The 13360-nt window shown below is 61.0% G+C and carries 14 protein-coding genes; 3 read left to right on the top strand and 11 right to left on the bottom strand.

The features are described from left to right. Positions 1–288: 288 nt before the first annotated feature. The 3 genes from KP003_RS05225 to KP003_RS05215 all read right to left on the bottom strand — a co-directional run bounded on the left by KP003_RS05225 (position 289) and on the right by KP003_RS05215 (position 4397). Complete coding sequence (locus tag KP003_RS05225) at positions 289–2280, bottom strand: methyl-accepting chemotaxis protein (protein ID WP_216498292.1); 1992 nt, start codon at positions 2278–2280, stop codon at positions 289–291. Between the two features lie 100 nt (positions 2281–2380). Then, positions 2381–3466: a 6-phosphofructokinase gene (locus KP003_RS05220; protein WP_217300437.1), complete on the bottom strand. Its 1086-nt coding sequence runs from the start codon at positions 3464–3466 to the stop codon at positions 2381–2383. A gap of 289 nt (positions 3467–3755) precedes the next feature. Continuing rightward, positions 3756–4397, bottom strand: a complete 642-nt coding sequence (locus KP003_RS05215) for a peroxiredoxin-like family protein (RefSeq protein WP_216790880.1) — start codon at positions 4395–4397, stop codon at positions 3756–3758. Between the two features lie 211 nt (positions 4398–4608). On the opposite strand from KP003_RS05215, the gene KP003_RS05210 reads away from it, so the two are divergent. The 3 genes from KP003_RS05210 to KP003_RS05200 all read left to right on the top strand — a co-directional run bounded on the left by KP003_RS05210 (position 4609) and on the right by KP003_RS05200 (position 5920). Then, the gene (locus KP003_RS05210) at positions 4609–4845 is read left to right on the top strand and encodes a hypothetical protein (protein ID WP_216498295.1); all 237 of its coding nucleotides are present in this window, start codon (positions 4609–4611) and stop codon (positions 4843–4845) included. 64 nt (positions 4846–4909) lie between these two features. After that, complete coding sequence (locus tag KP003_RS05205) at positions 4910–5368, top strand: iron-sulfur cluster-binding oxidoreductase (RefSeq protein ID WP_216498296.1); 459 nt, start codon at positions 4910–4912, stop codon at positions 5366–5368. Positions 5369–5371: 3 nt separating this feature from the next. Continuing rightward, complete coding sequence (locus KP003_RS05200) at positions 5372–5920, top strand: hemerythrin domain-containing protein (RefSeq protein WP_216498297.1); 549 nt, start codon at positions 5372–5374, stop codon at positions 5918–5920. Positions 5921–6210: 290 nt separating this feature from the next. Here the strand turns inward: KP003_RS05200 and KP003_RS05195 are convergent, their stop codons facing one another. The 8 genes from KP003_RS05195 to KP003_RS05160 form a co-directional block, all read right to left on the bottom strand. After that, a complete protein-coding gene (locus KP003_RS05195; protein WP_216790878.1) occupies positions 6211–7518 on the bottom strand; it encodes a homoserine dehydrogenase in 1308 nt (435 codons plus the stop codon). Positions 7519–7791: 273 nt separating this feature from the next. Further along, positions 7792–8229 (bottom strand): transcription antitermination factor NusB, encoded by a 438-nt coding sequence (gene nusB / locus KP003_RS05190; RefSeq protein ID WP_216498299.1) that lies wholly within the window; start codon positions 8227–8229, stop codon positions 7792–7794. Beyond that, on the bottom strand, positions 8230–8697 hold the full coding sequence (ribH, locus tag KP003_RS05185; protein WP_216498300.1) for a 6,7-dimethyl-8-ribityllumazine synthase: 468 nt from the start codon (positions 8695–8697) through the stop codon (positions 8230–8232). It abuts the gene before it with no gap. Between the two features lie 305 nt (positions 8698–9002). Then, the gene (locus tag KP003_RS05180; protein WP_216498301.1) at positions 9003–10205 is read right to left on the bottom strand and encodes a bifunctional 3,4-dihydroxy-2-butanone-4-phosphate synthase/GTP cyclohydrolase II; all 1203 of its coding nucleotides are present in this window, start codon (positions 10203–10205) and stop codon (positions 9003–9005) included. 136 nt (positions 10206–10341) lie between these two features. Continuing rightward, positions 10342–10986, bottom strand: a complete 645-nt coding sequence (locus KP003_RS05175) for a riboflavin synthase (RefSeq protein WP_216790876.1) — start codon at positions 10984–10986, stop codon at positions 10342–10344. A 176-nt stretch (positions 10987–11162) separates the two neighbouring features. Continuing rightward, positions 11163–12254, bottom strand: coding sequence for a bifunctional diaminohydroxyphosphoribosylaminopyrimidine deaminase/5-amino-6-(5-phosphoribosylamino)uracil reductase RibD (ribD, locus tag KP003_RS05170; RefSeq protein WP_216790874.1), 1092 nt, complete (start codon positions 12252–12254; stop codon positions 11163–11165). A 172-nt stretch (positions 12255–12426) separates the two neighbouring features. Beyond that, positions 12427–12879 (bottom strand): transcriptional regulator NrdR, encoded by a 453-nt coding sequence (gene nrdR, locus KP003_RS05165; protein WP_216498304.1) that lies wholly within the window; start codon positions 12877–12879, stop codon positions 12427–12429. Then, entirely contained in the window at positions 12876–13331 is a 456-nt protein-coding gene (locus tag KP003_RS05160) for a deoxycytidylate deaminase (RefSeq protein ID WP_216498305.1), read from the bottom strand. Before KP003_RS05160 ends, nrdR begins: the two co-directional genes overlap by 4 nt. Between the last annotated feature and the right edge of the window lie 29 nt (positions 13332–13360).

Below are 13360 nucleotides of genomic sequence, written 5' to 3'. Positions count from 1 at the left end.
AACAGGGTACCGGCGGATTCGGGGCGAGCCGGCCAAGCCGTCCTGAGCCCTGTCCCGCCTTTCGGGCAAAAAAAAACGTCTCCGGCAGGGAAGACGCTGTATAAAGGAGCGTGCGCACACGATTATGGCGCAGCTTCACTCAGCTTATCGCTTCCCGTACCGGTTCCTTGCGAAATCCAGGCGGTATGTACGTGATGTCGGCGCTCTTGGCGGCTCCACTTGTCGATAGCGGGCCAAACGCCGTTAGAAACTAACACAACCGTTGCGGCAAAGTCCAGACTTTTCTGCCTACTCGGCGCTCGCCCTCATCTGCTCGAGGTCCCTGACCACCTGGCTGCTCTCCTGCTGGCGCTGCTCGATGCCGTCGAAGATCGCCTCGGCCATCCTGGTGACGTAGTCGATGCTCCCCTTGATCTCGCCGCTGTCCGCGCTTTGGCGCCCGGCGGCGTTGACCATGTCGTGGCTCATATCCTTGACATCCTCGAGGGCGCTCGCCACGGCCTTGGTCGCCTGCCCCTGCTCCTTGGAGGACTTGAAGATCTGCATGGTCATGGAGCTCACGTCCTCGATGGAACGGGTCACCAGCTGCACGCTGGTCGCCTGCTCCTCGGTGGCGAGCTTGATCTGCTCGGTCATGTCCAGCGCCTTCTGCGAGCTCTCCAGGATGCTTCCCAGCGAGGCGCCGGTCTGCTGCCCGAGCTTGACCCCCTTCTTGACCAGCTCCTTGGTGTTGGTCACGTTGTCGGCCGCGGTGCGGGACTCGGACATGATCTCCTCGATGATGCCGGTGATCTCGCCGGTGGAGAGGCCGGTCTGCAGCGAGAGGTTCCTGATCTCGTCGGCGACGACGCCGAAGCTCTTGCCGTACTCGCCTGCCTGCGCCGCGATGATGGAGGCGTTGAGCGCCAGGAGGTTGGTCCTCTTGGTGATGTCGTTGATGACGCTGACGAACCCTTCGATCCTGCCGCTGTTGGCGCTCAGGCGCTTGATCCCCTCGTAGGAGAGATCGACGGAGCGCTGGATCTCGGCCAGGGCGCCTACCGTCTCCTGCACGATGCGGGTCCCCTGCTCGGCGTGCTCCTTGACCCGGCTGGAGAGGCTGTGGGAGTGCCCGGTGCTCTTCTCCACCTGCCTGAGGGTCGAGGTGATCTGTTCCATGGCGGAAACCGACTTGTACACCGAGTCGGAGAGCGCGTCCATGTTCTGGGTGATCTGGTCGGTGGCAACGGAGATCTGGGCGGCGGAGACGCTGGCGCTGTCGACCGATTCCATGACGCCGTGGCTTGCGGCGTCGATCTTGATGGCGCCCCCGGAGAGGGACTCGGCCGCGTTCATCAGGCGGTAGAGATTGGAGGAGAAGTTCTCCCTCTTTTGGGCAAGATCGGAGAAGGTTCTTCCCAGTTCCAGGGTGAGCCGGTCGATGGACTGCAAGAGGCTGATGCGCATCAGGGCCGCGGCCGCCTGGTCGGCGAACAGGCGGATGGTGTCGACGTCGGTATCGTTGAGGGCGCGGTGGCTCTTCTTGTTGTCCAGGCCGAACACCCCGATGGTCTCACCCTTGAGGATGATGGGGCAGAGGATGAAGGTGGAGGAGCGCAAAGGCTCGATGGAATCGTAGGGGGACTGCAGCAGGTACTCGGCGGGGTACTTGGAGATGTCTTCCACGAAGTAGACCTGCTTCTCCTGGAAGCTCTTGTAGATGACGCCGGAACGGGCGTCGAGCGGGACGGTGACCTCGGGTCCCACGGCGCTCTCGTTGCCGGCGCTGACGGCGAAGTAGAGGTTCTTGCGCTCGGCGTCCACCATGAGGACGTTGACCCGCTCGTACCCAAGCACCTCGTGCAGCCCCTCCACGCAGAGCGCCAGCACGTCGTCGCTGCGCATCGCCTTCTGGATCCGGCTGCCGATCTTGTGGAAGTTCTTGATGTTGTTGTCGAGCACCTTGTAGCGGTTCTCGAAGAGTTTCTTCTGTCCGTCGACTTCCTGGACCAGCTGGTCCAGCTTTTGACCCTTTAGGTGCAGCTCGTCGATGGCACGGCCGATGAAGAAGCCGACGACGGCGAGCACGACCGCGGTCCCAACGCCCATGTAGACGTAAAGGGCCATGCCCTGGGCGCTGTGGGTCATCTCCGAAAAGAGCTGGGAGCTGAGGGGGAGGTTGGGGTCCGAGAACAGCAAAAGACGCAGGATGATCCATCCCAGGGGGGCCATGGACCCCATAAAAAAGCCGGCAAGCGCGTAGAGCTGGCTCCTGTTGGCTCCGGCGATCGGGTTCTTCATATGTAAACCACCTCGTTGCGTTCTTTGCCGCTGGGTGCGGCCGGAGAAATTTTCCGCAGTCTAGTTCAGAGATTAGGCAAAGTCAACCATATCCTTAAAGCTATCTACCCAGCATGATTCCCAGTGCCTCGGCATGCCGCACCATCTCACCGGCGGGATCGATGAGGTTCAGGCTGCGCACGGCGTCCTCGATGGGGACCGAGGTTATGCGCCGCCCCTTGAGGCAGACCATCTGCCCGAACAAACCGGCCTCGACCAATTCCACCGCCTTCACCCCGAACCTGCTGCCGATACAGCGGTCGAAGGTGGAGGGAGTGCCGCCGCGCTGCAGATGCCCCAGCACGGTGACCCTGATGTCCATCTCGAGGACGCCGCCCAGTTCCCGGGACAGCGCCTCCCCCACCCCGCCCAGCCTTTCCACCACGGATTTGCCGCCGGCCGTCTCCTTGAGCACCCGGTTTCCACCCTTGGGATAGGCCCCTTCGGCGACCACGACCACGCTGAAGCGCCGGCCGCGTTTGCAGCGCTCGATGATGGCGTCGCGGATCCTGTCGATGTCATAGGGGATCTCCGGGATGAGGATGACGTCGGCGCCGCCGGCGATGCCCGATTCGAGGGCGATCCAGCCGGCGTAGCGTCCCATCACCTCGAGCACCATGACGCGGTGGTGGCTTTCCGCGGTGGAATGAAGCTTGTCGAGGGCGTCGGTCGCGGTCTCGAGGGCGGTGTTGTAGCCGAAGGTGACGTCGGTCTCCAGAAGGTCGTTGTCGATGGTCTTTGGCACCCCCACGATGGGGATGCCGCGCCTCATCATCTCCTGGGCGATCTTGAGGGAACCGTCCCCCCCCACGACGACCAGCGCGTCCAGGCCGAGCTTGACGATCCGGGAGCGGACCTCGTCGGAGACGTCGACCAGTTCCACCTTCCCCTCGCGCATGATGGGGAAGGCGAAGGGGTTGCCGCGGTTGGAGGTGCCGAGGATGGTGCCGCCGCGCGGCAGGATGCCGCGCACCTCTTCGAGTCCCAGAGGCCGGCACTTTTCCGGGTGGAGGAAACCGTCGAAGCCGTCCTCTATGCCGACCACCTCCCAGCCGCGCCCGACCGCCGCCTTCACCACCCCCCTGATCACCGCGTTCAGCCCCGGGCAGTCCCCGCCTCCGGTCAAAATACCTATCTTCGTGGTCATCGTCCCCCCTACAGAAAGTCAAAAACTGGAATTGGTAACGCAAAGCCGCAGAGGCGCAAAGCTGTGAAACAGATGAGATCCAAGGCCAAAAGCTCTAACGCAAAGGCGCAAAGGCGCCAAGACGCTAAGCAGAAAATCGGGATTGGAACCCAAAGACCCCAAAAAAGGAACTTCTTTTTGTTAACGCAAAGACGCAAAGGACAAAGAAACAACTGGTGGAAAATCCAAAACGTATTGTTTATCTCTTTGTGTCTCCGCGGCTTTGCGCCTTTGCGTTAAAGCCTTGTTTTTACGCCTTCAGCGCATCGAGTATGGCCTGCGGCTCCAGGCGGTTGCGGGGATCGCTGTCGGCATAGCTGGTGATGATCCTGCCGTCCCGCCCCACCACGAAGGTGCCGGGCATGGGGAGCTCCCAGGACTCGTCGGCGTTGAACTCGGGAAGGTTCACCCCAAGCCCCAGGTAAAGATCGCGCACCCATTCGGGAAGCCGGTACACGAGACCGTAGCGGCGTGCCACCACGTTGCCCAAATCGCTCAACACCTCGTACTGCAGGAAATTGTTCAACAGCGTCGCCTGCGACTTGTCCGGGCCCTGCGGCGAAATCGCCATCAGGGAAGCGCCGCGCTCCAGTATCTGCGGGAGGATCTTCTGGTAGGCCCTCAACTGAAGGCTGCAGTAGGGTCACCAGATCCCCCGGTAGAAGGTGACCACGGCGGGGCCGTGCGCGAGCGCGTCGGCCAGCGCGACCGGAATCCCCACCGCGTTGGGAAGCACGAAGTCGGGGGCCGTTTCACCCCCCTTGGGAACCTCGGCCGTGATCACCTTCTGCGCGATCTCGGCGTAGGCACGCTCCAATTGCGCCTTCACCTCCGGGAGGAACCCCTTGCCCTGTTCCAGTCGTTCGATCTGAGATCTGAGGTCCTGCTCCATGCTGCACCTCCGATTTTTTTCCCGCTGTCGCCCGCTTTTTACCAGCCGCGCCAGCGATCCATTGTACGCGGATTCGGCAAAACGTCAATGTTTCTCCGCAATTCGGCGGCAGCGGCACAGATTCAGACAATCGAATATTTTTGACGCAGGTCATAAACAATTTGAGGCGGGAGGGGTATTGTCAGATCATCAAGAACACGGGAGGAAGCAGATGGAATTCAAAAACGGCTTGGGCGATACGGCGATTCAAAACGTGATAGCGAACCACCCGGAGATCGGGGAGATCCTGAACCGCTACGAGATCGGATGCGTCACCTGCAAGGTCGGCATCTGCCTTCTCAAAGATGTGGTTTCCATCCATGGTCTGACTCCGGAGCAGGAGACGGCGGTGGAAAAAGAGATAAATGACTATTTGGACGCAAAAGAGGAAAATCGCAGGGTCGCCTAGAAAAATCGAAACGGCACACGCCACAACCAAAACGAAGACAACCATATAAAAGGGAGAAACGAAAATGGCACATGCAGGATGCGGCTGCCCCGGCAGCATGGCAAGGGTTATCGAGAGGAACGAGGCAACCGAGAACGAGAGCACCGTGAAGGCGGCTTCCGAGCTCAGGCAGTGGCCGGTGCAGCTGCACCTGGTCCCGCCGACCGCACCGTGGTTCCAGGACAGCGAGATACTGATCGCCGCCGACTGCGTGGCCTTCGCCCTGGGGAGCTTCCACAGCGACCTGTTGAAGGGCAAGGCGCTGGCGATCGCCTGCCCGAAGCTCGACGACACCGCCCCGTACGTGGAGAAGCTGGCCCGGATCTTCAGCGAGAACAACGTGAAGAGCATCACCGTCGCGATCATGGAAGTCCCCTGCTGCCGCGGCCTCGACGTGATGGTGCGCCAGGCGCTGGCCCAGTCCGGCAAGGAGATCCCGCTTGAGACCGCGGTGATCGGCATCAACGGTGAGAGGAGAAACTAGGTCATGAAACAGGACATCACCCAAAGGCTAAAGGACGAGCACCAGTTGATACTGAGGATGCTCGCCCTTCTGGAGAAAAACGCGCGGCTCACCGAGGAAGGAAGCTTCAAGAATTACCAGTTCTACCTGGACGGTGTGGACTTCATCAGGAACTACGCCGACCGTTTCCACCACGCCAAGGAGGAGGATGTCCTGTTCGAAGCGCTGGTGGCAAACGGCATGCCCCGGGAGAACAGCCCGGTGGCGGCCATGCTGATGGAACACGACCTGGGGCGCTCCTACGTGAAGGGGATGGAAGAGGCGGCGACAAGGGCGCTGAAGGGCGAGGCCGGGCAGGAAGAGGCCATCGTCGCCAACGCCAGGGGGTACCTGGACCTTCTGCGCGAGCACATCGCCAAGGAGGACGACATCCTCTACCCGCTCGCCGAGCGGATCCTTCCCGAGGGTGTCCGTCACGGCATCGTCGCCGGGTATCAGAAGGCTGAGCAGAAGTCGGAGACGGGATTCGAGGAGCACTACCGGAGCGTGGTGGAGAAGTACGAGAGAGGCTGACGGACATCTAAGCCTAAGTTCTATGTTCTATGTTCTACGTTCTAGGTTCTACGTTCTAGGTTCTACGTTCTAGGTTCTACGTTCTAGGTTCTACGTTAAACGCAGACCTGAAGACGGAACACGGAGAAACCACGGAGGTCACGGAGTAAGGAAATAGTTCGGTCCCCCCCTGAACTGCCTTTACTCTGTGGCCTCTGTGGCCTCGGTGTCATCTGTGGTAACGCCTTAAAAAAGAAAGGGCGGGGATTCGATATCCCCGCCCTTTCTTTGTCCTGGCTGCTACAAGTCCGTTACTCGAGGTTGTCCTCGATCCTGATGTAGGTGCTCTTGGCTCGGATCACCTCGAAGGTGTCGATCTCGGCCAGTGCCTTCCTCACATCCTCCTCGCGCGCCTCGTGGGTGGTGATCACGATGGGGACTTCGTCGGCGCTCCTGGCACTTTGCAGCATGGAGGCGATGCTGATGCCGCGCGCCCCCAAGGCTCCGGCGATGCGGGCCAGTACGCCCGGACGGTCAAGGGCCTGGAAACGGATGTAGTACTTGTTGACGATCTCGCCGATCGGCTTGATCGGCAGCGTGGTGACATTGTCGTCCAAAAAGCCCAGCGGCGAGCAGCGGCGGGTGATGCCGGCGCACAGGTTCCGGGCGAGATCGACCACGTCACCGACGACGGCGCTCGCGGTGGCCTCCATGCCGGCACCGCGGCCGTAGAACATGACCGGACCGACGAAATCGCCGGTGAGCCTGATGGCGTTGAAGACGCCATGCACGTCGGCCAGCGGGTAGTCGATGGGGATCATGGTCGGATGGACGCGCGCCTCGATCTGGCCGCCGTCCATCTTGCCGATGGCCAGAAGCTTGATGCGATAACCGAAGGTGTGGGCGAAGTCGACGTCCTCGGAGGTGATCGAGGTGATCCCCTCGGAGTAGACGTCCTTGAGGTCGATCCTGGTGCCGAAGCAAAGCGACAAGAGCAGGCAGAGCTTGTGCGCGGTGTCGACCCCTTCGATGTCGAAGGTCGGATCGGCCTCGGCGTACCCCAGTTCCTGCGCGCTCTTCAACACCTCGGCAAAGTCGGCGCCTTCCTGGGTCATCCGGGTGAGGATGTAGTTGCAGGTGCCGTTCACGATGCCGAGCACGGTGGAGAAGCGGTTGCCCGCCATGTTCCCCTTGATCGCGGAGAGAACCGGGATGCCTCCACCCACAGCCGCCTCGAAGAGGACCTCGACGCCGTTCTTCTTGGCCGCGGCGTAGATCTCCTCGCCGTGCACCGCCAAGAGCGCCTTGTTGGCCGTGACCACGTGCTTGCCGTTGCCGATCGCCTTGAGGGCGAAGCTGCGTGCCGGCTCGTAGCCGCCGATCAGCTCGATCACCACGGAGATCTCCGGGTCGGTGAGCACGTCGTCGGCGTTCCGGGAGAGCGTGATCCCCTCGGTGCAGACACCGCGGTCGGTGGTGATGTCCAGGTCTACGATGGTCTTCAGAGAGATCCGGGTGCCGGTCTTCTCTGTGAGGAGGGTGGAGTTTTCCTTGAGCAGCTTCACGACGCCGGCACCGATGGTGCCGAAACCAAGCAGGCCTACCTTAATCTCTTCCATATTCCCTCTTTGATCGATTTCAGATTTAATTTCAAAGGCATTGAACAGGGATAAAAGGGATCAAAGGGATAACAACTGAAGCACATCACCTGAAGCAAATCCCCCCTGTCCCCCCTTCGCAAAAGGGGGGACGTTAGGCAGAGTTCTCATCCCGGGTTCCAGTTTATCCGGTTTCGGTTTAACCCGTTTTATGCTTGAACGGGTTATCCGGTTCATGGTTTATCCCGTTTATCCCTTTTATCCCTGTTATTTATGTTTTCCTGTTTATCCGGTTTATTCCTTGTCGGTCACCGTGGAGGCGATCTCGTCCAGGATGCCGTTCACGAAGGAGGCGGAATCGTCGGCGCCGAACTTCTTGGCGACCTCGATGGCCTCGTTCATGGTGACGTTCTTCGGGATGTCCGGACGGAACAAAAGCTCGAACACGGCCAGGCGCAGGATGTTCAGATCCACGCGCGCCATGCGGGCCATGCTCCAGTGTTTCGATTTCTCGGCGATGCGGCCGTCGATCTCCTGCAGGTGGCTGGCAACCCCGGCGACCAGCTCGGACGCGAAGGCATAGGCCTTGGAGTTGGCCGAAAGGGTCGGGTCCTCACCTTCGCCGAAGCTCTCGACGATGCGTTTGAGCGTGATGTTCGGGTCCTGCGTCACCAGGTCCTTGGAGTAGAGCGCCTGCAGCGCCAGTTCTCTACCTTCTCTGCGTGTGGTCAATTATTTCATCTCCCTGAACAGGTTTGCGGTTTCGATCACCGTCACGGCGGCCTCGAATCCCTTGTTGCCGGCCTTGGTCCCGGCACGTTCGATGGCCTGCTCGATGGTGTCAGTGGTCAGTACGCCGAAGGCGACGGGAACCCCGGTCTCCAGGGAGACGTGGGCGATCCCCTTGGATACCTCGGAGGAAACGTAGTCGAAGTGGGGGGTGGAACCGCGGATCACGGCACCCAGGCAGATCAGGGCGTCGTAGCTGCCGGTTTTGGCCAGCTTCTGCGCGGCAAGCGGGATCTCGAAGGCACCCGGCACGCGTACCACGGTGATCTGCTGGTCATCGGCGCCGTGGCGCACCAGGGCGTCCAGCGCCCCCTCGAGGAGCCTTTCCCCGATGAAGCTGTTGAAGCGGCCGACCACGATGGCGAACTTGAGCCCTTCGGCGTTCAGCTTTCCCTCTAAATATTTAGGCATAATGACTCCAATCAAAGATTAAGATTAAGATTAAGATTAAGACTAAGACTAAGACTAAGATTAAGACTAAGATTAAGACTAAGATTAAGATTAAGATTAAGACTAAGACTAAGACTAAGACTAAGACTAAGACTAAGACTAAGATAAAGATAAAGATAAAGATAAAGATGAAGACCAAGTTACAGAGGGGATTCCTCAATCTTAATCTTTATCTTTATCTGCCTTTCAGGATTCCTCAATCTTAATCTTTATCTTTATCTGCTTTTCAAGATTCCTCAATCTTAATCTTTATCTTTATCTGCTTTTCAAATGTTTTCCAGCAGGTGCCCCATCTTCTCCCGCTTGGTCTTCAGGTACTTTTCGTTGGCTTTGGAGGGCTTGATCTCGATGGGCACGCGCTCGACGATGTTGATGCCGTACCCCTGAAGACCGATCAGCTTCTTCGGGTTGTTGGTCATCAGACGGATGTTCTTAACACCCAGGTTGACCAGGATCTGCGCCCCGATGCCGTAGTCGCGCAGGTCGGCCTTGAAGCCGAGCGCCAGGTTCGCCTCGACGGTGTCGTGACCCTGGTCCTGCAGCGCGTATGCTTTGAGCTTGTTGGTGAGGCCGATGCCACGCCCTTCCTGGCGCATGTAGAGGACGATCCCCTTTCCTTCCTTCTCGATTTGCCCCATGGCGGCGTGCAGCTGCTCCGCGCAGTCGCAGCGCACGGAACCGAAGACGTCGCCGGTCAGGCACTCGGAGTGCACGCGCACCAGAATCGGCTCGTCACCCTTGACGTCCCCCTTCACGAGGGCCAGGTGCTCGAGCTTGTCGATGTCGTTTTCGAAGGCGACGGCGCGGAAGCTGCCGAAGGAGCTGGGGAGCGCCACGTCGACGGAACGGCGCACCAGCGACTCGTGCTTCAAGCGGTAGGCAACCAGGTCGGCGATGGTGCAGACCTTGATGCCGTGCTCCTTGGCGAACTTCTTAAGCTCCGGCATGCGCGACATGGTGCCGTCTTCGTTCATGATCTCGCAGATGACGCCTGCAGGCTCCAGGCCGGCCAGGCGCGCCAGGTCGACCGATCCCTCGGTCTGACCGGAGCGGACCAGGACACCGCCGTTTTTCGCGCGCAGCGGGAAGATGTGCCCCGGGCGCGCCAGGTCGGCGGCCTGGGCGTTGGGCGCCACAGCGGTCAGGATGGTGTGGGCGCGGTCCGCGGCGGAAATGCCGGTGGTGACCCCCTTCTTCGCCTCGATGGAGACGGTGAAGGCGGTGCCGAAGGAGGAGGTGTTGTCCTGCACCATGGGCGGCAGGTCGAGCCGATCGCAGCGTTCCGCGGTCATGGTGAGGCAGATCAGACCGCGGCCGAAACGGGCCATGAAGTTGATGGCCTCCGGGGTCACGCACTGGGCCGCCATGGTGAGGTCGCCTTCGTTCTCGCGGTCCTCGTCGTCTACCAGGATCACCATCCTCCCGGCTCTGATTTCCTCAATGGCTTCCTCTATGCTTGCTACAGACATTATGTAACCTCTCCTCGTTCAGTATCGGTCGCCGTGGAAGCGACGGCTGTCACGGTCCCGGCGCCGATTTGGTTGGACAACAAACCTTAGGGCGTAGACCATAACAAAATTTTCGTCCAAGTGGAAGCAAAAGCAGCTAGATAAAGCCGTTTTTAGCCAGCAGGTCCAGGGTAACCCCGCCTTCTTTCTCCTCTCTTCCTGCCAGAAGGCGTTCGAGATAGCGGCAGAGCAGGTCGGTCTCGATGTTCACCTCGTCCCCTACCCTCTTGGAGAGAAGCGTCGTCTTCGCGGCCGTGTGCGGGATGATGTTGACGCTGAAGCTGTCCGGGCCGACGCCGTTCACGGTGAGGCTGATGCCGTCGATGGCGACGGAGCCCTTGGCCGCGATGTATTTCGCGAACTCCGCGGGGAACCTGAAGGAGAAGACGATGTTGTTCGCCACCTCGCGGCGCTCGGTGATGGTGGCGACGCAGTCGACGTGGCCGGAGACCAGGTGGCCGTCCAGCCGGTCCGACAGGCGCATGGCCCGCTCCATGTTGAGCGGCGCCCCGCCTTTGAGGTTCTTGAAGGCGGTGCGGTCGATGGTCTCGGGGGAGACGTCGAAGGTGACGGCACCGCCCCCTTTGCGGACCACCGTAAGGCAGGCGCCGTTGACGGCGATGGAATCGCCGATCCGGATCTCGTCCGGGGGGAGCGAGGTCTTGACGGTGAGGCTCCCCGACGCGCCGCGGCGCTCGATGGATACCAGCTCGCCTACTGTTTCAATCAAACCTGTGAACATAAAACCTCTTAACGGCAGTTCTACGTTCTACATTCTATGTTCTACGTTTAAACCAAACCCATTCGTGACATCCGCAGGAGACATCATGACGTGCATGGCAAACACGTAACTTAGAACCTAGAACTTAGAACCCAGAACTTAGAACGTAGAACGTAGAACATGTTTCTCTGGGCGTTTCATCCTCTGGGCGTTCCTTCCACCAGGAGGTCCACACCTATCCGCTTTACCTTCACGTCTTCCAGCCGGATGGCGTCGGCCATGAGACGGACTCCTTCGCCGGCGAAGAGCCCCATGCCGGCGCCGCCCACCAGTTTCGGCGCCAGGAACAGCATGCAGTGGTCGATCAGCCCTTCCCTCAGGAAGGCCCCGGCCAGGTGACTGCCACCCTCCAGCAGGACGGACTGCACGCCGCGCTCGCCCAGCTTGACCAGGAGGTCGTCCAGGTCGACGCGCCCTTCGCGCTCCTTGCAGACCAGCACCTCGACCCCGTGCGCCGTGAGCGCGTCGATCCGCGCCGGATCGGTGCAGCAGGTGGCGATCACGGTCTGCGCCTGCGACTTCAGGCTGAACAGGGCCGCGTGCCGCGGAATCCTGAGCGTAGAGTCGACGACGACGCGCAGCGGGTCCTTGCCTCCGGGGACCCGGCAGGTCAAGAGCGGGTCGTCCTTGATCACGGTGCCGACGCCGACCATGATGGCGTCCAGCCTGCCGCGCAACCGGTGCACCTCGCGCCGAGCGGCATCGCCGGTCACCCACTTCGAATCGCCGCTTGCCGTGGCGCTCATGCCGTCCAGGGTGAGGGCGCTCTTCAAGACCACGAAGGGACGCCTGCTCTGGATCCACTTTATGAAGGGACGGTTCAGCTCGCGGCTCTCGTCCCCCAGAAGCCCCACCTCGACCTCGATGCCGGCCTCCCGCAGCATCCCGATGCCGCGGCCGGACACCAGCGGGTTGGGATCGACCATGGCGACGAAGACGCGGGCCACGCGGGCCTCGATGAGGGCCTTGGCGCAGGGGGGGGTCTTGCCGAAATGGGAGCAGGGCTCGAGGGTCACGTAGGCGTCGGCGCCTTGGGCGAGCGCACCGGCCTCCCTCAGGGCATGGACCTCGGCGTGCGGGGTGCCGGCTTTTCTGTGCCACCCCTTGCCGACGATGGTGCCGTCTTTCACGATGACGCAGCCGACCGCCGGGTTGGGGGCGGTCTTGCCGACTCCCTTTCTCGCCTCGGTAAGCGCCAGCCGCATCATTTTCAGGTGGTGAGCAGACATTTCGCTCCTGGCACTCGGTATCTCTAATCTCCCTCTCCCCCTGGGAGAGGGGCGGGGTGAGGGCGCTGCAATGGCCGCTACGCTTTCCTCTATGGCGATCTCCCTCACCCGGCCTTCGGCCACCCTCTCCCGGGGGGAGAGGGGTGATCGGACGTGGCCGGGACACCGGGAGCTATTTCTTGAGGAGGTCCTGCAGCTCCACCATGAACTCGTTGATGTCCTTGAAGGAGCGGTACACGGAAGCGAAACGGACGTAGGCGACCTGGTCGATGCCGTGAAGTTCGTTCATGATCCATTCGCCCAGGGTGGTGGTCGGGATCTCGCGCTCGCCGCTCTCCTGCATCCGGGTCTCCAGGCGGTCCACCAGCTTCTCGATGGTCTCCACCGAAACCGGCCTCTTCTCGCACGCCTTCTGCAGACCGGCCACCAGCTTCAGGCGGTCGAAGGGCTCGCGCCGGCCGTCACGCTTGGTTACCAGGGGGAGCACTTCCTCGATCCGCTCGTGGGTGGTGAAACGCTTGCCGCAGGACTCGCATTCGCGCCGACGGCGGATGGCGGCGCCCCCCTTGTCGGGGCGGGAGTCGACTACCTTGCTGTCGCTGAAACTGCAGAAGGGACATTTCATGCTTGCGGCTCCTCGTACTTCTCGACGATGACCCCAGACTCGCGGATCATCTCCTCCGCCAGCTGGTCCGGGTACCCGGAGAGGTAAACGACCCGCTTGATCCCGGCGTTGATCACCATCTTCGAGCAGATGATGCAGGGCATGGTGTTGCAGTACAGGGTGGCCCCTTCGATGGAGGTGCCGTGCTTTGCGGCCTGGATGATGGCGTTCTGCTCGGCGTGCAGGCCGCGGCAGAGTTCGTGGCGCTCACCGGACGGGATTCCCATTTTCTCCCGCAGGCAGCCGATGTCCAGGCAGTGGGCGGTACCGGATGGCGCACCGTTGTAGCCGGTCGCGAGTATGTTCTTGTCCTTCACCAGCACGGCACCGACCTGCCTCCTCAGGCAGGTGGAGCGCTTGGCGACCAGACGCGTGATCTCGATGAAATATTCATCCCAACTCGGACGCACCATAACTAGCCCCTCTCATGTGAAATTTGGCC

The sequence above is a fragment of the Geomonas diazotrophica genome, assembly GCF_019063885.1.
Taxonomy (GTDB): domain Bacteria; phylum Desulfobacterota; class Desulfuromonadia; order Geobacterales; family Geobacteraceae; genus Geomonas; species Geomonas diazotrophica.
This window is presented reverse-complemented; position numbering and strand designations above follow the sequence as displayed.

Bases quoted from the DNA above. Each gene is read 5' to 3' on its own strand.
- KP003_RS05225 (WP_216498292.1), bottom strand. From the start codon at position 2,280: ATGAAGAACCCGATCGCCGGAGCCAACAGGAGCCAGCTCTACGCGCTT.
- KP003_RS05220 (WP_217300437.1), bottom strand. From the start codon at position 3,466: ATGACCACGAAGATAGGTATTTTGACCGGAGGCGGGGACTGCCCGGGG.
- KP003_RS05210 (WP_216498295.1), top strand. From the start codon at position 4,609: ATGGAATTCAAAAACGGCTTGGGCGATACGGCGATTCAAAACGTGATA.
- KP003_RS05205 (WP_216498296.1), top strand. From the start codon at position 4,910: ATGGCACATGCAGGATGCGGCTGCCCCGGCAGCATGGCAAGGGTTATC.
- KP003_RS05200 (WP_216498297.1), top strand. From the start codon at position 5,372: ATGAAACAGGACATCACCCAAAGGCTAAAGGACGAGCACCAGTTGATA.
- KP003_RS05195 (WP_216790878.1), bottom strand. From the start codon at position 7,518: ATGGAAGAGATTAAGGTAGGCCTGCTTGGTTTCGGCACCATCGGTGCC.
- ribH (WP_216498300.1), bottom strand. From the start codon at position 8,697: ATGCCTAAATATTTAGAGGGAAAGCTGAACGCCGAAGGGCTCAAGTTC.
- KP003_RS05180 (WP_216498301.1), bottom strand. From the start codon at position 10,205: ATGTCTGTAGCAAGCATAGAGGAAGCCATTGAGGAAATCAGAGCCGGG.
- KP003_RS05175 (WP_216790876.1), bottom strand. From the start codon at position 10,986: ATGTTCACAGGTTTGATTGAAACAGTAGGCGAGCTGGTATCCATCGAG.
- ribD (WP_216790874.1), bottom strand. From the start codon at position 12,254: ATGTCTGCTCACCACCTGAAAATGATGCGGCTGGCGCTTACCGAGGCG.
- nrdR (WP_216498304.1), bottom strand. From the start codon at position 12,879: ATGAAATGTCCCTTCTGCAGTTTCAGCGACAGCAAGGTAGTCGACTCC.
- KP003_RS05160 (WP_216498305.1), bottom strand. From the start codon at position 13,331: ATGGTGCGTCCGAGTTGGGATGAATATTTCATCGAGATCACGCGTCTG.